Annotated in this window: 21 protein-coding genes; all 21 read right to left on the bottom strand. The window is 46.8% G+C overall.

What is annotated here, in order from left to right:
- Nucleotides 1-84: 84 nt before the first annotated feature.
- The 21 genes from D7Y06_RS28570 to D7Y06_RS11750 all read right to left on the bottom strand — a co-directional run bounded on the left by D7Y06_RS28570 (nucleotide 85) and on the right by D7Y06_RS11750 (nucleotide 22198).
- Nucleotides 85-567 (bottom strand): CXXX repeat peptide maturase, encoded by a 483-nt coding sequence (locus D7Y06_RS28570; protein ID WP_120408009.1) that lies wholly within the window; start codon nucleotides 565-567, stop codon nucleotides 85-87.
- A 118-nt stretch (nucleotides 568-685) separates the two neighbouring features.
- A complete protein-coding gene (locus tag D7Y06_RS11845; RefSeq protein WP_120408008.1) occupies nucleotides 686-1315 on the bottom strand; it encodes a precorrin-8X methylmutase in 630 nt (209 codons plus the stop codon).
- The gene (locus tag D7Y06_RS11840; RefSeq protein ID WP_120408007.1) at nucleotides 1275-2816 is read right to left on the bottom strand and encodes a cobyric acid synthase; all 1542 of its coding nucleotides are present in this window, start codon (nucleotides 2814-2816) and stop codon (nucleotides 1275-1277) included. Before D7Y06_RS11840 ends, D7Y06_RS11845 begins: the two co-directional genes overlap by 41 nt.
- 1 nt (nucleotide 2817) lies before the next feature.
- Entirely contained in the window at nucleotides 2818-3888 is a 1071-nt protein-coding gene (locus tag D7Y06_RS11835) for a pyridoxal phosphate-dependent aminotransferase (protein WP_120408006.1), read from the bottom strand.
- 47 nt (nucleotides 3889-3935) lie between these two features.
- A complete protein-coding gene (cbiB, locus tag D7Y06_RS11830; protein ID WP_442970415.1) occupies nucleotides 3936-4913 on the bottom strand; it encodes an adenosylcobinamide-phosphate synthase CbiB in 978 nt (325 codons plus the stop codon).
- On the bottom strand, nucleotides 4913-5470 hold the full coding sequence (locus D7Y06_RS11825) for a histidine phosphatase family protein (protein ID WP_120408005.1): 558 nt from the start codon (nucleotides 5468-5470) through the stop codon (nucleotides 4913-4915). Before D7Y06_RS11825 ends, cbiB begins: the two co-directional genes overlap by 1 nt.
- Nucleotides 5467-5844 (bottom strand): bifunctional adenosylcobinamide kinase/adenosylcobinamide-phosphate guanylyltransferase, encoded by a 378-nt coding sequence (locus D7Y06_RS11820; protein WP_120408004.1) that lies wholly within the window; start codon nucleotides 5842-5844, stop codon nucleotides 5467-5469. The genes D7Y06_RS11825 and D7Y06_RS11820 overlap by 4 nt, the downstream gene beginning before the upstream one ends.
- Nucleotides 5841-6638 (bottom strand): adenosylcobinamide-GDP ribazoletransferase, encoded by a 798-nt coding sequence (locus tag D7Y06_RS11815; protein WP_120408003.1) that lies wholly within the window; start codon nucleotides 6636-6638, stop codon nucleotides 5841-5843. Before D7Y06_RS11815 ends, D7Y06_RS11820 begins: the two co-directional genes overlap by 4 nt.
- Before the next feature lie 43 nt (nucleotides 6639-6681).
- Entirely contained in the window at nucleotides 6682-7221 is a 540-nt protein-coding gene (locus tag D7Y06_RS11810; protein ID WP_120408002.1) for a bifunctional adenosylcobinamide kinase/adenosylcobinamide-phosphate guanylyltransferase, read from the bottom strand.
- Nucleotides 7218-8288, bottom strand: a complete 1071-nt coding sequence (gene cobT, locus D7Y06_RS11805) for a nicotinate-nucleotide--dimethylbenzimidazole phosphoribosyltransferase (protein ID WP_243119283.1) — start codon at nucleotides 8286-8288, stop codon at nucleotides 7218-7220. The genes D7Y06_RS11810 and cobT overlap by 4 nt, the downstream gene beginning before the upstream one ends.
- Complete coding sequence (locus D7Y06_RS11800; RefSeq protein ID WP_120408001.1) at nucleotides 8285-9664, bottom strand: cobyrinate a,c-diamide synthase; 1380 nt, start codon at nucleotides 9662-9664, stop codon at nucleotides 8285-8287. Before D7Y06_RS11800 ends, cobT begins: the two co-directional genes overlap by 4 nt.
- Nucleotides 9665-11350, bottom strand: a complete 1686-nt coding sequence (locus D7Y06_RS11795) for an AAA family ATPase (RefSeq protein ID WP_120408000.1) — start codon at nucleotides 11348-11350, stop codon at nucleotides 9665-9667. It lies immediately after the preceding gene.
- A gap of 111 nt (nucleotides 11351-11461) precedes the next feature.
- Nucleotides 11462-13420, bottom strand: coding sequence for a precorrin-6A reductase (cobK, locus tag D7Y06_RS11790; RefSeq protein ID WP_120407999.1), 1959 nt, complete (start codon nucleotides 13418-13420; stop codon nucleotides 11462-11464).
- Nucleotides 13417-14160, bottom strand: a complete 744-nt coding sequence (cobJ, locus tag D7Y06_RS11785; protein WP_120407998.1) for a precorrin-3B C(17)-methyltransferase — start codon at nucleotides 14158-14160, stop codon at nucleotides 13417-13419. The genes cobK and cobJ overlap by 4 nt, the downstream gene beginning before the upstream one ends.
- Nucleotides 14142-15257 carry a cobalt-precorrin 5A hydrolase gene (locus D7Y06_RS11780; RefSeq protein ID WP_120407997.1) on the bottom strand — a complete coding sequence of 372 codons (1116 nt, stop codon included), beginning with the start codon at nucleotides 15255-15257 and terminating at the stop codon, nucleotides 14142-14144. The genes cobJ and D7Y06_RS11780 overlap by 19 nt, the downstream gene beginning before the upstream one ends.
- Nucleotide 15258: 1 nt before the next feature.
- Nucleotides 15259-16014: a precorrin-4 C(11)-methyltransferase gene (gene cobM / locus D7Y06_RS11775; protein ID WP_120407996.1), complete on the bottom strand. Its 756-nt coding sequence runs from the start codon at nucleotides 16012-16014 to the stop codon at nucleotides 15259-15261.
- Nucleotides 16015-16060: 46 nt separating this feature from the next.
- On the bottom strand, nucleotides 16061-16744 hold the full coding sequence (cobI, locus tag D7Y06_RS11770; RefSeq protein ID WP_120407995.1) for a precorrin-2 C(20)-methyltransferase: 684 nt from the start codon (nucleotides 16742-16744) through the stop codon (nucleotides 16061-16063).
- Between the two features lies 1 nt (nucleotide 16745).
- The gene (gene cbiD / locus D7Y06_RS11765) at nucleotides 16746-17861 is read right to left on the bottom strand and encodes a cobalt-precorrin-5B (C(1))-methyltransferase CbiD (protein ID WP_120407994.1); all 1116 of its coding nucleotides are present in this window, start codon (nucleotides 17859-17861) and stop codon (nucleotides 16746-16748) included.
- The gene (locus D7Y06_RS11760; RefSeq protein ID WP_120407993.1) at nucleotides 17858-20071 is read right to left on the bottom strand and encodes an ASKHA domain-containing protein; all 2214 of its coding nucleotides are present in this window, start codon (nucleotides 20069-20071) and stop codon (nucleotides 17858-17860) included. The genes cbiD and D7Y06_RS11760 overlap by 4 nt, the downstream gene beginning before the upstream one ends.
- 12 nt (nucleotides 20072-20083) lie before the next feature.
- Nucleotides 20084-20443, bottom strand: coding sequence for an SdpI family protein (locus D7Y06_RS11755; RefSeq protein ID WP_120407992.1), 360 nt, complete (start codon nucleotides 20441-20443; stop codon nucleotides 20084-20086).
- Nucleotides 20444-20500: 57 nt separating this feature from the next.
- Complete coding sequence (locus tag D7Y06_RS11750; RefSeq protein WP_120407991.1) at nucleotides 20501-22198, bottom strand: AAA family ATPase; 1698 nt, start codon at nucleotides 22196-22198, stop codon at nucleotides 20501-20503.
- Nucleotides 22199-22228: the final 30 nt, after the last annotated feature.

Raw genomic sequence — 22228 nt, 5'->3', positions numbered from 1 at the left:
TCCCTTATTCCACTCATTTCTGAAAATCAACCCTTTCCTGTCTATTCTCTATTGAGTTTCCGAGACCGCTCATCTCTCCTTTCATTATCCCCACATCCACATCACTTTTTGGCATGGATCATCATAATTAACCTCCGCTATCCGCATAAAATTCACACTCGGAAAATTCTTTTCTAATTCTTCTTGTAAATGCATTGTCCTCTTTCTTTCTCTGTGAGATTTCAAACATTGAAGTTCCGAAGGAACATTATATTCTAACGTCCTCTCCTTGTTTAAATATACACATCTCTCACACTGATAAGCATCACACACTTTACAAACTGGCGACCGCTCTAATCTTGTCATTACAAACTCCGGTTCCTGTACTCTTTTCCGATGATAGTAAAATGCCGGACAGGTATAATATTTGCCGTCTGGCGCCAGTGTAATATTTTTCTCTCCGGCAAAGCAATTTTCCATTCCTTCTACGTATAATCTGTCTGTCAACACACTGATTTCGCAAAAATGACCATCTTTAATCTGATTTAAAAAAATAGTCTCCACCCTTTGCAACTGTTCCTCAGCAATGTTATTGTTTACTTAATGTATTACAAATAGCACTGAAAATGGATATCCAGGCAAAATTAACAAGATAAATGGTAAAAATAAAAGCTTTTTCCCAAACAAAAATCAATTAATTTGGTGCTTATTCAAGCATATACAACAGTGCATTGCAAATACAGGCCGCTATATTGCTTCCCCCTTTTCGTCCCCTTGCCACGATATAGGGAACCTCCGTCTCCATAATCAGTTCCTTTGCCTGCACCACATTCACAAATCCTACGGGTACTCCTATCACCAACTCCGGCTTTAACCTTCCTTCTCTTATCAGCTCATACAGCCGCCCCAATGCGGTGGGGGCATTTCCGATTGCGAAAATTAAAGGCTGTTTTAACTCTGCCGCCTTATCCATGGAAGCCACGGCCCTGGTAACGCCAAGGGCCTTTGCCCTTTCCTCCACATCCCAATCCGCCATAAAACAAAATATTTCTCCCCCATAACGAGAGAAGACTTTTTTATTAATACCTGCCTTTCCCATATTGGTATCTGTGACAATACATGCCCCGTTTTTTATGGCGTTACATGCGTGTTCCACGGCATCCCGGGAAAACACCAGATTTTGGGCATAGTCAAAATCTGCGCTGGTGTGGATGCAGCGTTTTACAATGTCCTCCGTCCCGGGAATTAGCGGGAAATCCCCCAATTCCTCCGTGATAATTTCAAAACTTCTCTTTTCAATCTCCTGGGGAGATATTTTTTCTAATTGGACTTTCATGAATCCCCATCCTCCCATAAATCTTTTCCAAATCGCAGTTTTCTCTCACCATCTCCGCCAGTTTATCATACTGCTCCTCTCTATGCTTTTTAAAGTCAAATTCCGTAATCTGTAAACATTCTATCCCCTTTGCCTTCCCCAGGGCATACATCAGTTCTTTTGCCGTCTCCCCCTCATCAAAAATCCCATGAAGATAGGTGCCGTACACATTTCCCCGGCATCCTCCATCCGCTTTTTCCTCCCCGGAACTCATATCTTTCACCAGGGCAAAAGGAGAACCCCCGGGATGCAGCATGGTATGCCCCATATGGATTTCATACCCTGTCACAGGGGCGCAGGACATTTTTTTTAATGCCCCTCCAATAGAAAGAACCTCACCCTTTACCTGACTGCGCACCTTTTCCTTTCCAAAGACCGTATCCATGGGCAAAAGCCCAAGGCCCTGGATTTCTCCTCCTCCCTCTGCGCATAAGGGATCTTTTATGGTTTCCCCCAGCATCTGGAAACCGCCGCAGATGCCAAATATAACCGTCCCTTCCCCTGCCATCTGCAAAATTACCTTTTCAAATCCCTGCTCCCTCAGCCATTCCATGTCGGATATGGTATTTTTCGTGCCGGGAAGAATCACCATATCCGCATTTTTTAACTCCTCCGGCCGGGTGACATACCGGACAGAAACTTCCCTTATGGTCTCCAGCACAAGAAAATCCGTATAATTAGAAATTCTTGGGAGACGCACCACTGCAATATCCACCGCCCCGGTTTCCTTAAAGGAACTTAGCCGCTGGCTCATGCTGTCCTCCTCCTCCAAATCCAAAGGCTCATAGGGGACAACCCCCACCACGGGAATGTTTACTTTTTCCTCTATCATAGCAATTCCAGGCTCCAAAATACCCCTGTCCCCCCGGAATTTGTTGATAATCAGCCCGAAAATCCGCTGTCTCTCCCAGGGCTCTAATAGCATCACCGTCCCGTAAAGCTGGGCAAACACCCCGCCCCGGTCTATATCCCCGGCAAGAAGCACCGGCACGTCCAAAAGTTCTGCCAGCCCCATATTTACAATATCATTTTCTTTTAGATTGATTTCTGCCGGGCTTCCCGCCCCCTCAATCACAATAATGTCCGCCTGCTCCTGTAGCTTTTCATAGGCTTTTAAAATCTGTGGAATCAGCTTCCTTTTGTATCCGAAATACTCTGCGGCTGACATATTCCCAAGTATCTCCCCGTTTACAATCACCTGGGAACCCATGACATCCGTGGGTTTTAAGAGAATGGGATTCATAGCGACCGTAGGTTTTACCCCCGCCGCCAAGGCCTGCATCACCTGGGCACGACCCATCTCAAGGCCCTCCTCTGTAACAAAAGAATTTAAGGCCATATTCTGGGATTTAAAAGGCATTACCCGAAAGCCGTCCTGGGCAAATACCCGGCAAAGCCCGGCGGCAAGAAGGCTTTTCCCTGCCCCCGACATAGTTCCCTGTATCATCACTGCCTTTGCCATCTCACTTCTCCCCCGTCTTTTTCTTTGTTTCTGTCTCATGTTTTGCCTCTATCAGGACTTTCAACAGTTTGTCATTCTCCCACCTGGTACGGATGCATACCCGGTAGTACCCTTTGGAAAGCCCTGCAAAAGAACTGCAGTCCCGAATGAAAATCCCCTGCTCCAAACAGGTTTCTGCCAGATGATAATCCCCCTCAAAAAAGATAAAATTTGCCGCCGACTCATAAATCACATATCCGGCTTTTGACAGGGCGATAATCATCCGCCGCTTTTCCTTTTCTATATTAGAAAGGCTTTCCTTTACAAAATCATCCTCTTTTAAAGCGGCAAGGCCTGCCTCCTGGGCCAGAACAGAAATATTCCAGGGCTGCGTCACTTTCTTTACTTTTCCGGGAAGCTCCTCATCCCCTGTCAGGGCATATCCCAGGCGAATTCCCGGCATCCCGTAAAGCTTGGTAAACGCCTTTAGGATAATCAGTTTATCATACTCCTCCACAAATGGCAGCAGGGTATGCTTTTTTGCCCCTGGGATAAATTCATTAAAACACTCATCCACAATCAGATATGTTCCCGTCTCCTGACATTTTATCAAAATATCTTTTAACAAATTTCTTTCTATCACGTTTCCAGTAGGATTATTGGGATTACAGAGAATCACCATATCCATACCCTCCGTAATAGCCTCTAAAAAATCTTTTCTCAAGGAAAACCCTTCCTCCTTACGGGTTTTGTAAGTCAAAACTTTACACCCCGCCGATAAAAGAGCCCGCTGATACTCCAAAAAGGAAGGCAGGGGAATCAATGCCTTTTTGGGCTTTAACCCCTGGCAAAAAGAAAACATTAATTCCGCCGCACCGTTTCCCAGGATAACCTTCTTCTTTGCCGCACCAAGCTTTTCCCCCAAAGCCTCCCTTAAAACCCTGCACTCCGGGTCCGGATACATGTGTATTTTCCACAAATTTTTCTTTATGGCTTCCGTCACTCCCTTGGGAGGCCCGTAAGGATTTATATTTGTAGAAAAATCTGTCACTTTCGGAAAGCGGTAGATATCCCCCCCGTGATTTTGCTTCATCTCCCATCCTCCATATCTCACTCTATTTTATTAAATCTGATTTTACTTTACCTTGTGAACATTTGCAGGATGTACCAGAAAATTCCATATGCGCCTGCAAACAGGGCCCATCCCAGAATCCCGCATCCGTACAGAATCCGGTTTGCCCTTACAATATCCTCCGGTTCTATGTCCCGCTTATTATCTCCAATAGTTAATTTATGATATAACTTTCCAAAATACCAGGCGTCCCCCCCAAGCTGTACCTGGAGTGCACCTGCCACTGCGGCCTCCCCCTGGGCGGAATTGGGGCTGGCATGATTTTTTCTGTCCCGGAAAAAAATCCGGAATGCCCCTTTCCCGTCGTATCCTAAGAGAAACGCCGACACTGCCAGGAAAATTCCGCAGATTCTGGCAGGGAGAAAATTTAACACATCATCGGTTTTTGCCGCCGCCCTGCCGAAATCCTCATAGCGTTCATTTTTATACCCTACCATGGAATCCATAGTGTTTACCGCCTTATAAAAAAATCCTCCCGCCCCTCCGAAAAGCATCATATAAAACAGGGGTGCGATCACTCCGTCGGAGGCATTTTCCGCCACCGTCTCAACAGCCGCCTTTGCAATTCCCTTTTCATCCAAAACCTCCGTATCCCTTCCCACAATTAGGGCCACTGCCCTTCTGGCGCTCTCTACCCCCTGGGTTTTTAGGGCGTAATAGACTTTCATACTTTCTGTTTTTAAAGATTTCATGGCAAGAAGCTGATAACAGAAAAAGGTTTCCACCGCAAAACCTGCAAAAAACTTCCATCTATATAAAAAATGCAAGATTACCCATGGAACAAAAGTAGATACGCCGCATACAACCAATACCAAAACTGCTCCTGAGAGAATCCTTGCCCTCTTTTTTGCCGGAAAAAGTAAAAACAAAAGTTTCTCCGTCCCGGAAATCAGCTTCCCAATCAGGCATACGGGGTGATACTTAAATTGGGGGTCTCCAAATATCAAATCTAACATGCAGGCCAGGGTAATACTGATGATGCGAATCAACTGCACACTCCCCGGAAATCCGTGGAGACAGTAAGAGAGAAATACTCCCCGTTTCCAATCTGATAGTCGTAAAAATTCTTCCCTTCCCCGGCGTACATTTCCATGAGATACATAATCGTCCCCCCGTGGACAACCAATGCGATTTCCTGTAAATTTTTATTCCCGGCTTTAAAAATCACCTTATCAAACCCCTGAAGAACCCGCATTTTTACCTCCTGGGAGGACTCTCCCCCGGGAATAGTTCCTCCCTGGCTAAGCCACTTCTGATACGCTTTGTCCCCTTTTAACTCCTCATAATTTTTATTTTCAAAACGTCCGAAGTCCGTCTCCCGAAATTCTTCTATCACAGTCATTTCCTTTCCCGGATATAAAAGCGCCGCCGTTTCCATACAGCGTCTCATGGGGCTGACAAAAACCTGCTGTACCTTTGGATATGTTTTTCCCAAAAGGGACAACATTCCCTCCCGGCTGATATGTTCGTCGGTTCTGCCCCCCACATATCTTTTTTCCTCATTTCCTTTTGTCATGCCGTGACGAATCAAATACACTTTCATCCCTTAATCACCGTCCCGATTCCGCAGAACACCCGGTGTACCTCCTTTGCCTGGGCGGCAAGAAAGGTGCAGGCCCTGCCGTGCTCCTCCCGGAATCTGCGCAAAAATGCATCCACTGGCACAAGACCGCATCCCAACTCATTAGATACAATAATAATATCCGAATTTAATTTTATAAGTTTTTCTAAAAAAGATTTTACGTCTTTCTCTTCCTTTATCATTCTCTCCACCAGAGCTTCAAAATGGCAGATTCCCTGGGCGGTAAATATTTCTTCCATATCACAGTCCCCCCCAAAAATCCAGCGGGAGACCTGAAACTTTTCTGTGGCGTACAATGTTTTTCCCTGATTTGCCCCGCCGATTACTAATATCATACCACACCTCCTGCCACATGGACAATCATTACCCCAAGGGCCATGGCTATTTCACAGTTCTGGAGAAACCACCCTGCCAAATCCCCGGTAATCCCCCCAAATTTATTCACAGACATAAAATAGTAATAAATAAAAACTAAAAAGGCCGCTGTGTACACTGCTAAGGCATAGAAAATGTCTATCCCTGCCATAAACACAAAAATCAGAATTCCATAACAAACCAGGACAATTTTTACGGCCCTTCCCTCCGCCTTCTGGGAAAATAGGGCCGCAAGCCCTGTATCCTTTGCCTTTGGAAAGGCCACCACCCCGTAGCCGCTCAATATCCTTGACAAAAAAAAGGAAAGGGCAATGACCTGCCAGGCCTCCTCCCCTCTCTTTCCCGGGCAGGCGTCCAGATAAGAGTAAATGCCATAATACAGGAAAAAATACACCACCGCCTGTATCACGGCAAAAGCCCCCGCCCGGGAGTCTTTTAAAATTTCCAGCCGCTCTTTTTGTCCTTTGTAGGAACTTAAGGCGTCCGCTGTATCCAAAAGCCCGTCCAGATGGATTCCGCCGGTAACCGCCACGGGAATCAGCATAAGCACTACGGCAGAACTTGTGCTTCCCCTTAAGCCCAAATACTCTGCCAGATACCGCCAGACACAGGTCAAGGCGCCAACCACTCCCCCCACAAGGGGAAAGAAACAGAAGCAGTAACGCATGTTTTCATTTGTCCAGTCGCTTTTTGGCATTGGTATCTTAGAATACATGGAAAATGCTATTTTAAAACTGTTCCAAAGCTTTTTCATATTCTGTTCCTTCCTTATTATGAGAGGTTTATTATGGAGGGGTTTATTCCATGGGTTTTCGTTCTGCTGCTATGCTCTTTGCAAATACCGGAATCCCGTATACAACCTCCGTCACCTCCGCCGCCTGCTTTGCAATGGCGGCATTGATTTCCCCAAGATAAGACAAATACCGCCCCATCTCTTTTGATACCGGCAAATCCGAAAACACTTCATTGGATACCACAACCAACGCCTTTGCCTGGCGGTCTAAGTTCCATACGCCTTCTAAAATCTCTGAGACAGAATCCTCCCCGGCCCCTCCCGGGGCATACATCTCATTCGCCAGAAGATTTGACATACATTCCAGGAGAACCAGGCTGTTTTTTGGAATTTTAATTTCTTTTAAATTTTTTCCCTGCTCTATGGTTGTAAAGGCTTTTCCCTCCCGGAGTTTCCGGTGGCGCTCCACTTTCTTCCTTCCTTCTTTGTCGGAGACTTCCATGGTGGCAAAATAAATCCTGTTATCATTTCCCAGTGAACACAGTTTTTCTTCTGCATAGGCAGACTTTCCGCTGCCGCTGCCCCCCGTCACAAGGTAAATCATAACAAAAGCTCCTGATAAGGCTCTATACTGTTTTCCTGGAAAGTGCCCATCCCCCGGTAAACAGAGATAGCCAAATCAATCAGGGGAAAGAGGCACACCGCCCCTGTGCCCTCCCCCAAAGACATACCGCAGTGCAGGGCCGCCTCCATGGAAAGGGCATTTAACACCATTCCTGTACCGGGCTCTTTGGAAACATGGGAGCTTATCATATAATCTGTGCACGCCGGGGCAAATGTCTTGGCAAGAAGTGCTGCGGCGGCGGAAATAAAGCCGTCTATCACAATGGGAACCCGGTAAAGGGCGCCGCCCAAAAACAGCCCTGCCATGCCCCCCAGATCAAACCCTCCCACAAGAGATAACACTTCTAAAGGGTCTTCTTTTTCTGGCTTATGCTTTTTTATGGCCTCCTCAATGACCTTTACTTTCCGGGCCAAAGCCTCCCCGGTAAGCCCGGCTCCCTTTCCGGTAACTTCCTTTGGGCTTTTTTCCAGAAGAACGGATACCACGGCGCTGCTTGTAGTGGTATTTCCGATACCCATCTCACCGACGGCAATCAGCCCATATCCCTTCTCTTTTAATTCCCTCACCATATCCATGCCTGTCAAAACCGCCTGTATGGCCTGCTCCCTTGTCATGGCAGGTTCTTTTGCCATATTTTTTGTGCCGTACCCCACTTTCCGCCGGGGCACACTGGTATCCCTTGCCATGCCTATATCCACAGGAAAAATATCCGCCCCTGTCTCACGGCAGAGAATTGCGGCTGTGGCCTGCTCTTTTAAGAAATTTTCCGCTACAATGGCCGTGACTTCCTGGCCTGTCTGGGTCACGCCCTCCTCCACCACCCCGTTGTCTGCGCACATAACAACCAGGGCCTTTTTCGGCTTTTCCACCTTAAACTCCCCGGTAATCCCCGCCAGAAAAACCACATAATCCTCCAGTTTCCCCAGGCTGTGGAGGGGGTGGGCGATTTCATTCCAGCGCCTTTTCGCTTCCTCCCTTGCCCCTTGGTTTACAGGGGGAATATTTTTTATCCTGTCATAAAATTCCATGGTTGTTTTATCTCTCATCTGCTTTCCTCCCTAAACTCCCTGCAGGCGCCTAAAAAGGCCTCAGGCAGTTTCAGGTTTCCGTAAAAATACTGGTGGGGAAACCCTGCAAATATTGTGCCACTGCTGTGGATACAATGCCAGTTTCTGTGGCTTAATGGTTTTTGGGCCAAAAAACTGCCGCCCGGATTTTCCGTATCGTAGTGGTGGAACTCATGGGCACGAATCGTCCCCACATCCCTTCCAAATGCTTTTCCGCCTTTTAATTCCACATAGCCGAACCGCATCAGTTTTCCCCCATCATATCCACTGCCAGGAAATACACCTGCCATGGGATATTCTCTTCCGGAATCTTTATCCTGAAGGGATTCCAGAAGATAGAGAAATCCACCGCACTCCGCCATTGTGGGAAGGCCAGATAAAATTTTATCCCTGATTTCATTTCGTAAGATTATATTATTACTTAATTTTTCTGCATATAATTCCGGATATCCTCCAAATAAAAGAAGCCCGTGTATCTGCTTTGGCAAATGCCCATCAGAAAGGGGAGAAAAGGGATACAATTTTACTCCCAAATCACGGAGGAGTTCTAAATTATCCTCATAACAAAAACAAAACGCCTCATCCTTTGCGTAAGCAACAGAAATCCCCTCCCCGGCAAAAGGGCTGGGAAGCCCTGTTATCTCTTCCCCTGGTTTTCCCTGCATTTTTTCTGCTCCCCTGGCCAGGCGCAAAAGCCCCTCTATATCCAGGGTTTCCTCCATAACTTTGGCAATTTTATTTAATCGTGATTTAAAATCACAGATTTCCTCTGGCATAAAAAGCCCCAGATGTCGGCTTTCTATCTCACAATCTTTCATTACCGGAAGATAGCCATATACCTTTACCCCTGTCTCCCTCTCCACGCACTCTTTCATTCTGTCATAGAGCATGGGGGAGAGTTGGTTTAAAATCACCCCTTTGATATGGGAAACTTGGCGAAATTCCAAAAAACCCTTGATAAGCGCCGTCACAGACAGGCCCATACCCCTGACATTTACCACCAAAACCACCGGCGCCCCTATCGTCCCTGCCAGTTCATAGGCACTGCCCCAGGTGGAATTTCCCACTCCATCATAATAGCCCATCACCCCTTCCAACAATGCCAAATCCGCCTCTTTGGCATGTCTGGAAAAAAGGTATCTCACTGTTTCCTCTGAGGACAAAAACAAATCAAGATTCCTGCATTTTGTCCCCAAAACTTCTGTGTGAAACATGGGATCTATGTAGTCCGGACCGCATTTAAAAGACACAATATTTAATTTTTGATTTAATAATACCTGCAAAAGCCCGCAGGTCAGCAGTGTTTTTCCGCTTCCGCTGGCCGGGGCTGCAAGCATCAGAGATGGTGTATTCATTTAACCGATCAAAACCTCTTTCCCCTCAAAGGCAAACCCGTACTTCTTTATCCTGTCCGCCTCTATCCCCCGGCTTAACATTTCTTCCTCATACTTCTTCTCCTCTATCTGCCTTAATGCCTCCTCCACTGTCTCAGACAGGCTTTTCTCATCCTCCCTGTCCCGCACCTTGAATTCCAGGATGTATGCGGCATCCTCTTTTTTCTCCGGCACAAGCATCACGTCATAGCGCCCGAACCCGCTCTCCCGGTTTGAGCTTATCTGGTAGCGTCCTGCCAGATCCACCATCAGCCCCAGCACAAAACCATGGTAGAAACGCTCCGGCTCACTGGCTGGTGAGGGATTCTTCCCCGTATCAAAAAAACTGAAGGTGGAAAGGGCTACACGGTTCATATATACATTCATGGCCTTTTTATCGTTTAAAAGCAGGGCCTTGATAAAGTCGTTGTAATCTTTGGTATATTCATAAAACCAGTCACGTATCATCCCCTCGAACATGATTTTTACTTCCCGGTTGGTTAGTTTCAGCTCATACGTCATCCGGTCTGTCACCGGGTTTGCCCTGCAGCTTTCCACTTTCAGGTACCCGCTGGCAACCAGCAAGCTCCAAATGGCTGACTGCTTCTTCCCAAGCTGGTTGAACACAATCTGCTCATCAATTTCCGTAAACAGGGAATTCCCTTTTAAAAGATCCTCCATGGCCATCTTCACATCCGCATCGCCCTCACGGATCAGTTTTCCGGCAAGGCTATTGGAACTGGTGTTGGCCCAGTAGGTACCGAACATCTTTTTATCCAGAAGGTTAATCACCGACCAGGGATTATAAATGTCTGGCTGGTTCCCGAAGACGAAGCCGTCATACCAGAATTTTGCTTTTTCCTTCTGTTTGGACAAGCCAAACGCATCCATGGCCGCAAAGACTTCTTTTTCCGTAAATCCAAAGGCTGTGGCATATTCATTGGAAGTGGTAGTTACGACATTCAAATTATTCAAGTCGGAAAACATCGACTCCCGGCTCACCCTGGTAATCCCCGTCATAAGCCCCCTTTCGATATAAGGGTTTGTTTTAAAGGTAGAGTTAAATAGGCTTCTGGTAAAGGAAACCAGCTCCTCCCAGTACCCATGCACATAGGCTTCCTGCATGGGGGTGTCGTACTCATCCAACAAGATAATCACTTTTTTCCCATAGTAACGGGAGAGGTAACTGGAAAGCTGATTTAAAGACTGGGTGGCAACATAATCATCCATTTCAGGATCTATTCTTTTTACAAATTCTTTTTCCTTTAAACTTAATCCCTCCCAGTCTGATAAAAACCTGTATTTATCAAACAATTCTGTAATGAACTGCCCTGTTTTCAGCCGCACACTGCGAAAATTATCTTCCTTTATCCCCGCAAAGGAAAGGCTGATAACCGGATACGTCCCCTGAATCCCCCGATACTCCTCTCTTTCCCAGATAGAAAGTCCCTCAAACAAATCCCCGCGCCCTGCATACTCCAAAGAAAAAAACTGTTCCGTCATACTCATGTTTAAGGTTTTCCCAAAACGCCTGGGGCGGGTGATTAACGTCACATCATCATTGCTCTCCCACCATTCACGGATAAAATCTGTTTTATCTACATAAAATATATTTCTCGTCCTTATCTTTTCAAAATCCTGGATTCCGATTCCGATTGTCTGTTTCATCCGTCCCCTCCTGTTTCTATATTTTATGCCATAGCAGCTTTCTGCCAGCTTGCCGACGCCTTTCAGCCATGGAAGGTAAACCTCCACGCAGCGCATATACTTCACAATTCATTATAACACATAACTCTCAAACAAATACACCGGATTTCCCCCCATCATCATGTGATACTCCCCCAACACCTTCGACTTTGCCACAGAAAGAGCCGTGATCTCCGTTTTTCTCCCAAACCGCTCTTCTAACGCCTTCATCTCCCCAAAAGCCTCCCCTATGGTCTCTAAGGAAACAGCACTGACCACAATCCCTGCTCTTAGATTCTTTTTTAAAACCATTTCTATTATCTCTTTTAAATTTCCTCCGCTTCCTCCGATAAACACATGGCTTGGCCCAGGCAAATCCTCCATAACCTCTGGAGCCCTCCCGGGAACCACAAAAAGGTTCTCTGTTCCAAATTTCTTTTTATTCTTAAGAATCAACTCCACCGCCTCCGGCTTTTCCTCAATGGCATAGACTTCCCCCAGAAAAGCCGTTCTGGCAAGCTCCACAGAGACAGAGCCGGTTCCCGCCCCGATATCGTAAACCACCGCTTTTCTTGTCAGCTTCATTTTGGACAAAATAATGCTGCGGATTTCCTCTTTTGTCATGGGCACATTTCCCCGAATAAAAGCATGATCCCCGATTCCACAGGTACAGACCGCCTCCTCCTTAAGTTCCAGAAGGCATACGCTTAAAAGGCTTGTCTCTGTATGAAGAAAGTCCTCTGCCCTGCCCCGGGTAATTTTTTCCTCCGGGTATCCCAGGTTCTCCCCCACAGACACACAGGCGTTTTCCAGGCCGCAGTCTTTTAACCTTTGGCAGAGCCCCTGCAGGTCGTCCCCTTTCCCAAGAATCACAAAAACCCTGCCCCGCTCCCTTAAAATTCCTGCCACATTATCTTTTTTTCCGTGAAGGCTCACACTGCTCACATCCTCCCAGGAACAGGGGAGTTTAGAACAAAAATAGGAAAGGGAGGAGATTCCGGGCATCACCCGGGCCTCAGGAAAGATGCCGGTGAGATTTTTTGCCCCGCTGAAAAACCCTACGTCCCCGGATAAAAGAATGGCAGCTTTCCGGCAATGGCTGTGGGATTTTAAGCAGGATTCTATCTCATCTTTTAAATAGGCATGGCAGGCTTCCCGCTCCCCGTCCTCAAACAGCTCTGTCATGCGCTTTGCCCCTATGATTAAATCTGACTCTTCAATCCATTTCAGGGCTTCCCCCGTAAGTAAATCCCTGTTTCCCATGCCGATTCCAATCAGGGCAATCTCCTGTTTTGGGGTAAAGCCGAAAAATTCCGCCAGATACCTTTTTCCCTCCCAAAGGGAAATCCCTTCCTCTTCCTTGGGTTTTCCGATTACAACTAAAGTAACGCCGCACTCCTTAGCCGCCTTACATTTTTCTTCAAAACCCCCGGCATCGCCGCTCTCCTTTGTCACAAGATAAGACGCCTTTACCTGTTTTAGCATAGCTGCATTCATCTCTTTGGAAAAAGGCCCCTGCATGGCAATGAGATGGCTGCCCCGAAAGCCCAGGGCATCACACATAGTTACCACCTGGGGAAGGGATAATACTCTGGCAAAACAGCGTTCTTTGTAGTTTTTCATTGCCGTATACTCTTTTAACTCTTTGCTGCCGGTGGTAATTAAAATATTTCCTTCCCCGGCATCTAAATACGCCGCCCCTTCCTTTACGGAATCCACATACACTGCATTCTCTGCGGCCCTAGTATCCCTTAAAATCCGAAGATATGGAATCTTCCTGTCCTCACAGGCCCTTTTTACATTTTCCGTAACCTCACAGGCATAAATATGGGTGGCGTCCACCACAATCCTTGGAGATTCCTGATCTAACAATTCACAGATTCCCTGGAAATCACGTTTTCCATGGACAATATTTAATCCACTTATAACATTTAAAATTTCCTCCCCGTACTCTGTCGCCACAGAGGCAGTCACCTTTCCAAGGTTACTGCAGAGATATTCCGCAAGGATCCGCCCTTCTTTTGTCCCTGCAAAGACAAGTGCATCCGTCATATCCTGTTCCTCTCCCTCCCATAGCCTCTGGGGGTCACCATTTTCCCCTGTATCACAAGGGTTTCCTCATTTCCGATAAATACCGTGGTAAACATATCCGCCTCCTTGTCCCGAAGCTCCCTTAAGGTAAGGATTTCACTGATTTCCCCCTCCCTGGCAATATTCTTTGCCAGGCCGCACACGGTGTCCTCTTTTTTACATTTTAAAAGGATATCACATGCCCGGCTCAGATAATCCTCCCTTTTTTTGCTGGAAGGGTTGTAAAGGCAGATAACAAAATCCCCCTGGGCCGCTGCCGTAAGCCTTTTTTCGATTTTCTCCCAGGGCGTTAAAAGGTCGCTTAAACTGATAAAACAGCAGTCGTGCACCAGAGGCGCCCCCAAAAGAGCCCCCCCTCCCAAGGCCGCCGTCACCCCCGGCACCACCTCAATGGAGATATCTTTATACTTTCTGCCAATTTCATACATCAGCCCCGCCATGCCGTAAATCCCTGCATCCCCGCTGCAGATTAAGGCAACCCTCCTGCCCTTTTCCGCCTCCTTAAAGGCAAGTTCACACCGCTCTTCTTCCCTGCGCATCGGGGTTACAATAAATTCTTTTTCGGGAAAATGTTTTCGCACCAGTTCCACATACACCGTGTAACCTGCGATGACATCGCACTGGGACAAAACATTTGCCCCCCGGATGGTCATCTCCTCATAGGCCCCCGGGCCGATTCCCACTACATAGATCTGTCCCATATAATCTCCTTTCCCAAGACAACAGCCGCAGCCGCCGTCACCCCGTCACCGGAATATTTTCCCTCCAAAACCGCACCATTTCCCTGATCCATGGCACACGCCAGCGCACTCCGCTCACACACATTGTCCACCCCTGTCACCTGTTTTACAAAAGAGGAACTGCTAAATTCCCCCAGGATTTTGGAAAGGTGTTCCGAAGAATAGGTTTTCAGGGAAAGTCCAAAATTTTCTGCAAAGGCCAAAAGCCCCGGCTCCTCTTTTTTCATATCAATGGTTGCCGCCATAAAAAAAGCCTCCCTGCAAAGTTCCTTTTTGCGGCAGAATTCCTCCACCCTGCTTTTTATCACTGTTTCTTCCGTGCCTTTTTTGCACCCCAGTCCCAGTATCAGAGATTTGGGAATTAAGTGCAGGGTCTTCTCAAAGAGAAACTCCCTATGTCTCACCCCCGCATAAATTCCCAGCTTGTCCTTCTCTTTTTTCTCTTTCAAAAATTCAGATTCTAAAAACAGGGAAATTCCCTGGGACAATAAGACTTCCCGCCGTTTCAAAATTTCTGTTTTCCCCTCCTCTGTTAAAATCTCATCCCCAAACACCAGGGGAAGGATTTCCCCTGCCAAAATGGAGGAGGAAACTTCTTTTGCCAAAACACGTTCTTTTATGTAAAAACCGTTATCCAGGGCAAAAACATCCACTGAAAACTTTTCCCTAATATCCGTGGCTGTGGTAACCACAGGGCATGCCTCCGCTATCCCTGCAATTTTTCTGCACCATTTATTTCCCCCTCCGGCATGTCCGCTAAGGAGTGAAATGCAAAACTCCCCTCCCTCATCCATCACTAAAACCGCCGGGTCATTCCATTTGTCCTTTAAAAAGGGGGCAATACTCCTCACTGCAATGCCGCAGGCACCGATGAACAAAATAATATCAGCATTTAAAAAAGCACTTTCTGTCCACTGATGCAATGTCCCAAAAAACCTTTCTCCAATTCCCATTTCCTGGCTTGTCTTTTGAAAAAGCCTTGCATTAAAATCAAATTTATTTTTAATTTTACTCCCCAGTTCCATTCCTTTTTTGGTAAATCCTATGATGTAAAGCATCCTATTTCCCCTTCCGAAATTCTGTGGAAAACTCCGGATGATACAGTTTGGAACGCTGATAAGAAGTGTGGGCAATCACATCCCCCACAAGAATTAACGCCGTTTTCTTTATCCCCCGCTCTTTTGCCTTTTCTTCCAGTTCCCCCAGGGAACAGGTGATTTTTATCTCGTCCTCCCAGGTAGCCTTATACACAATAGCCGCAGGAGTATTTTCCTTATATCCTCCCGCCAGAAGCCTTTTTGTCAGTTCCCCCAGCATCCCGGCGCTTAAAAATACAGCCATGGATGCCTGATGGGCCGCAAAGCTTTCTATACTCTCCTTTTGGGGTACAGGAGTCCGCCCTGCCATACGGGTTATCACCAGGCTCTGGGACACCTCCGGCAGAGTATATTCCAAATTCAAAGAGGATGCTGCGCCGCAGAAAGAACTCACCCCAGGACAGCTGTCGTAGGGAATCTTTTTTTCTTCCAGAATATCCATCTGCTCCCGCACGGCCCCGTAAAGGCTTGCGTCTCCCGTGTGAAGCCGCACAATCTCCATTCCCTGCCCATGGCCCCACACTAGTTTTTCCGCCACTTCCTCCAGGGTCATTTTAGCGCTGTCATAGAGGATACAGCCGGGTTTTGCCTCCTCCAAAAGTTCTGGATTTATGAGAGATCCCGCATAAATAATCATATCTGCGTCTTCGATAAATTTTTTCCCCCGAATGGTTATTAAATCCTTAGCTCCGGGGCCTGCTCCTACAAAATGTACCATTTTTTTACTCCTGCATCTGCCCCTATCTGTGTCACAGATAGGTCCGTTAATCTTTTACTATCATAAGGGAATAATAGCTCCCCTCATCCGGCATTTCCCTGGTAGAAAAATACCGTCTTTCCCCCTCCATGCCGCAGTTTTCCACCATTTTAACTTCTGAACCTGCTGCTAAAAGCTGATCTTTCACCTGCTTTAACTTTTTCCCCGACTTCATAAGCACCTTTGTCCCAGGCAGTTTTAAGGCTTCCTCTATGGGGTAGGAGGCAGGTATGATATGCAGGCTTTCGGCCTGTTCGGAAAGGCTTACGTTTAACGCCGCCGCCGCTGCGCAAAAAGAGGGGATTCCGCTTACCATCTCTGTATCATATCCCCGTCCCTCCAATATTTTTTTCACATACAGGTAGGTGGAATAGATACTGGGATCCCCCAAAGTAAGAAACGATACCTGTTTTCCCTGGTCTAAAAATCCGGAGAGAATCTCTGCCCCCTGCCTGTGGCTTTCCTTTAAAACCTCTTCCTTTTTTGTCATGGGCATGGGAAGGGCCACCGTCTCTTTTTTTAAAAGACAGGGGCAGGCCCTAAGGGCAATCCGGTACGCCACGCTGTTTTCCGGCGCCTCCCCCGGCACTGCAATTACACTGCTCTCCTCTATTACCCTCACCGATTTTAATGTCATTAATTCCGGGTCTCCAGGCCCCACTCCTACTCCGAAAAGTTTTCCTTTTTTCATATCAGTTCCTTACCTCCGCCAGCTTTCCTTCCACACTGGAAAAAAGTATCACGTCAATTTCCACACCCTGGGCCCTTCTGCACAGGTTTTTATGTATCCTTTTCACTGCAAGGGCCATAGCAGGCTGTAAAAGCCCTGCCTCTTTTAAAATCTGTACAGCCTCTTCTGTTACCGCCGTCTTTAAAATTGCCTTTGCCACATCCAAATCCGCCCCCGCCTCTATGGCACAGGCGGCCATAAGCTCCGCCCGGCAGTCAGAGTTTTTGGAATGGGTATCCATAATGTTCCCTGCCACCTTAATAAATTTTCCGATGTGGGCCGCAAAGGTAATCTTTTTTACTCCCAGGGAAACAGCCAAATCCAGGGTTTTCCCCACAAAATTACTGCAGTGGATACTTTCTTTCAAAGGGATATCCGGGCAGGCCCTGGCAAAATCCTCCCCGTAATTTCCCGGGGTTATGAGAATATGGCTCTTTCCTTCCGCCAACTGCATATTGATCTGTGCCTCTACGCTCCCCAAAAATCCTTCCTCACTCATAGGCACCACAATCCCCGTTGTCCCCAGGATAGAAATCCCCCCCTCTATGCCAAGCCTGGGGTTAAAGGTCTTTTCCGCAAGTTTTTCCCCCTCCGGCACTTCAATAAGTACCTTCGCCCCGCCGCAGAACCCGGATTGTTCCAAAACTGCCTGGACTTCCTTTTTTATCATCTCCCGGGGGACGCTGTTAATGGCGGCGCCGCCTATGGGCTGGTTTAGCCCCGCCCTTGTCACCCGGCCGACGCCGACGCCTCCATCTATCAAAACCTCCCCAAAAGAAAGGGCGGAATCCTTTGTAAGTTTTGCATAAATCAATATCCCGTCTGTCACATCCGGGTCGTCCCCAGCATTTTTTTTAACGGCGCACCGGACAAAATCCTCCCCCCTTGACACATCCTCCACCCCAAGGGTCAGGGAAACCTCTGCGGGGGTAATCAGACGCACCTGGGAAATCTCTTCCCCCAAAAACAGCATAAGGGCTGCGGCCTTGGCCGCCGCCGCACTACAGGAGCCTGTGGTACAGCCGCAATATAACTTTTTTCCCCCGCTTAGCACATATTGGTCTTTTAACTCTTTCATTTCCTCTCCTTAACCGGAAAATCCATAAACTTCACATAAAGTTCCTGAAAATCCGGCTCTTTTGCCAGGGAAATCCCCTTTGCCCCTGCGGCAATTTGGTTTAATATTTCTCCGGCATCCTCTCGAAAAAAACAATCCTCCGCTCCTTTCAGGGAGGTGTTTCCTGCCACGGTGATTTTTTCTAACAATTCTTCCGGCAAAAGGCCCATATATGCCGCCTTTTCCCTGGGCAGATAAAATCCAAAACCCCCGGAAAGATATACCTGTTTTACATCCCCGTACCCAATTCCCATTTTTTTCAGGAGAACTTCAATCCCTGCCCGGACTGCCCCTTTTGCAAGCTGGAGTTCCCGGATATCCTTCTGGAATAAACGTATTATCTCCCCGTTTTCTTTTTCTGCCACGGGAAATCCTGTTTCAAAATATTCTTCCGACAGCTTCCCCGAAAAGTCTATGATTCCTGCTTTTAAGAGCTCCGCTGTTATCTCAATTAAACCCGTGCCGCAGATTCCTGTTGGCGCCCCCTCCATAATGGTGTCCACCTGAAGTTTCCCATCTGTATACCTAGCGTGGGATATGGCCCCTTTTACGCTTCCTGTGCCAAAGGTAATATTCCCCCCCTCAAAGGCAGGCCCCACCGCAGTGGAGGCGGTAAAAAAAGAATCACAGTTTCCAAGGGCCATCTCCCCGTTTGTCCCCAAATCCAAAAACAAAGATATCTCTTTTTTCTCCTGCCACCTGCAGGCAAAAAGCCCGGAAATAATATCCGCCCCGATAAAAGCCGACGCCCCAGGGGGAAGAAACACCTGAGCTTTCAAAGTTACCTCCCCCAAAGCTTCCCTGGAAGATAAGGTCTCCTCAGCCAAAGACACAGGGGTAAAGGGCGCCGCTCCAAGGCTTTTGCAGGAATACCCCCTTAAGAGATGAAACATAGTGGTATTGCCGGAGAGCACAATTTTTTTCAGTTTATGGGTAGGAAGCTTCTTTTCCGCCAACAAAATCTGAATCCCTATTTGCAGTTCTCTCTGTATCAACTCCTTTAAGGCTTTCCCATCCCCCTGGTTTGCACTCTGGATACGGCTCATCACATCAAGGCCGAAAGCCCTCTGGGGATTCATGGAGGCATAGGAATGCAGCACTTTTTTACTCTCAAGGCCCACCAGGGAAAAAGCCAGGGTGGTAGTGCCCAAATCCACCGCCGCTCCATAAGAAATATCCTCTGATTCCCGGCCGTTTTCCCCTTCTGCCTGGGATTCCTCCCCCAAAAAGCTTCCCAGTATCTGGGCTTTTTCACTCTCATCCTCTTCCATAGAAACCGTAACATTGTCCCAAACCCGCGCCTGGCACCCCAGGCGGATACCTGCCTGTAATTCCTCTGCCATAAGGCAGGTTTCATCTGCCCGGGTAACTGGCAGTTTCCCTTTTACCACCTTTACTCTGCACTTGCCGCACTTGCCCATTCCCCCGCAGGGTTTTAAGAAAGATATCCCATGTTCATTCAGTATGTCTGCCACAAGAGTTCCCGGCGCACAGGGTATTTCCCTTTTTCCCTGCTTATCAAGAAGGGTCAGCGTAACGGTTCTTGGCCTGATTAAACATTCCTGATTGCCGCACCTGCTGCAGTTGTGTCCTGCCTGAAAAACACTGGCATCCTCCGTCACTGCCAAAACATAGCACATAGATTTTTCCGGGTTCATCATATAAGCAGAAGTCAGGGAAATCCCCAGGGTCCGTTTCGCCTCCACAGCGTCACAGGCACTTTTCTGGATTTCCATGGGCAAATCCTCCGGTATGGAGAGCCTTCTTGAAACGCCCAATCCCTCTTCCCTGCACATCTGTTTTATATGCTCCTGCACCTGGCTTTCAAAGGCAAACAAACTGGCGTCCGCCATAAGGGACACCAGCAGGCCGGAAAATGCATCTCCCTTGTCAAAGAAAGATTTACACAGTTTATCCGGACCTTTTCCCAGGGTAAGCACCACATACATAATAGTATCCTGCCCCCATATCCCCTTTATTTCCTCCAATGCAGGTGTAAGGACAAGGGCTGCCCTGGGCTTTAGGTAGATGCGAAATTTGGGCAGCAGAATGTCAAACTGTTTTTTTACCTCTTCCTGTGATTTTTCCCCGCCTTTGCAGCCAAAGAGTTTTAACACAGCAGAGAATTCCGGTATAATATTTTTTCCTGTAATGATACGGATGTCCGCCATGATTTCTCCTTGTTAAGAAAAATTTTTCCTTAATGCTTTTTCCACAAAATAAATGGTGGAAAGCATTCCCACGCACTCTAAGGTACACACAATTCCCCCCAATATGCCAACCATTCCCTCTGATTTTCCATAAAAAGGAATATGTACCAAAGCGGAGGGAATACTCATAAGCCATCCAATTTTCCACCAGAGCCGCCCGCAATACTCCTGGGCAAATTTCCAGGTCTCTTTATTTTTCATGGAGCGGCGGGTTCTGTAACCCACCATTCCGTTTATGCTTTTGGGGGGATATTTCCACATCATTCTGCCGCCCAAAATCATAGCGGCAGGTACAATGAAATCGCATATAAACATAAACCACCAAAACCACATAAAAATCTTTTCCTTTCTGTGAAAATTTTATACTTCACACCCTCAGTATGTGCAGGATTATCCGGAAATAACCCTGCACCGTTTTTTGTAACAGGCAATCCCATATTTACGGATTTTCGTCATTCCGTCATCAAGCAATAACTCCTGATAATTTCTGTCATCAATTTGTTTCAGGGCTTTTTTGCACCCCTCCTCAAATTCCGCTTTCTCCGCATATTTAAATTCTATAATAATGCCGATTTCCTTATCCTCAACCTCCACGCAGATATCACTGTAACCCTCTCCGGCCTCAGCATTGGACTTCACTTTCCATCCGTCCATCCCTGCAAATAATCCCAGCAGGATTCCGTGATAAAAATTCTCTTTCATTTCTTTTTTCACATTGGTATCCCGGATGCTGATGGTTTTTCGCAGGTACGACGTAAAACATTTCTCTATAAAGGCCGTATCATTCTCCTCAAATGCCAGACAGAACTCCTCCCGTTTTTTTGCATCCCTTTTTGTCTCCCACTCAAACCATTCCTGTATCTGTTCCTCAAAGATCCATCCTATCTCCCTGTTGGGAATGGCCAGCTTTGTCAAGCCTTCCTTGTCTTTCCCTCTCTGTGTGAGATAGCCCGTTGTAAAAAGAACGCTCCATAAATGATCCATTTTAGCATCCAAATCCCGGTACGTTAATTCCTGATGTATTTTCTTATAGATGCTTCCGCCGCTAATCAGCCGTTCCACTTCATCCCTTGCCGTTGCGTCTGCCCTGTCAATAAATTTTCGGATAATGCTGTTGCTGCTGGTATTTACCCAATAATTCTGCGGCACAATGGATGGACTCATTTTTAATGCATGGCAGTAACTTATCACATCCCATGGACAGTAAATCTCCAATTCGCCAAAATGGTAACCGTCATACCATTCCTTAACGGCATCATATTTATCCATAAACCCGTAATATTCCAGAATTTCCCTGACCTCAGCATCTGTAAAGCCAAAATATTCGTTATATTGCACGTCTTTTATTGTATATACATTAAAGTTATTCAAACCGGTAAAGATACTCTCTTTTGATATACGCAGGCATCCGGATAAAACCGCAAAATACAGGCTATTGTTTGTTTTAAGCGCCCTCCCGAAAAGTATCCGGATTAAGTTCACCATAGCGTCATAGTAACCGTACTGGTATGCCTTATCCAGGGGTACGTCATATTCGTCAATCAGTATAATTGTATTCTGCCCGTAATGCTTTTCCAGAAAACGGGATAGCATCAGAAGGCTTTTAGACAAAAGCTCATCTGACATGGCATACTCTCCGTTATTATCCAGCTCAATAAGTTTTTTGTACTGTTGCCGTTCTGTGGCTGTCAGCCTGCCGCTTTCTGAAAGAAAGGAAAACCTCACCGCCTCATCGCCGATTACTGAGCGGAGAATCCGTTTTGCCCCTTCAAAACCGTCCCCTTCCACCTCTTTTAAACTAATAGAAATCACCGGAAATTTCCCCATATATTTCTCACAGAGTTCCTTTTCCCTGGAAATCGCAAGTCCGTCAAAGAGTGTGCCCTCACTGCCTGTCTCAAAAAAATATTTTAACATACTCATATTCAGGGTTTTCCCAAACCGCCTGGGGCGCGTAAACAAATTCACATATGCCATATGTTCCAGGAGACTTTTGATTAGCCCTGTCTTGTCCACATAATAAAACCCATCCCTGCGAATTCGTCCAAAATCCTCTATTCCAATGGGAAGATTAGCTTTTTCCCTCATATCCTACCGCCTTTATTTAAAATATCACAT

This window comes from Roseburia sp. 1XD42-69 (assembly GCF_003612565.1).
Classification (GTDB): domain Bacteria; phylum Bacillota; class Clostridia; order Lachnospirales; family Lachnospiraceae; genus Roseburia_B.
Note: the sequence above shows the minus strand (reverse complement) of the source record. Positions and strands in the feature narration are given on the sequence as shown.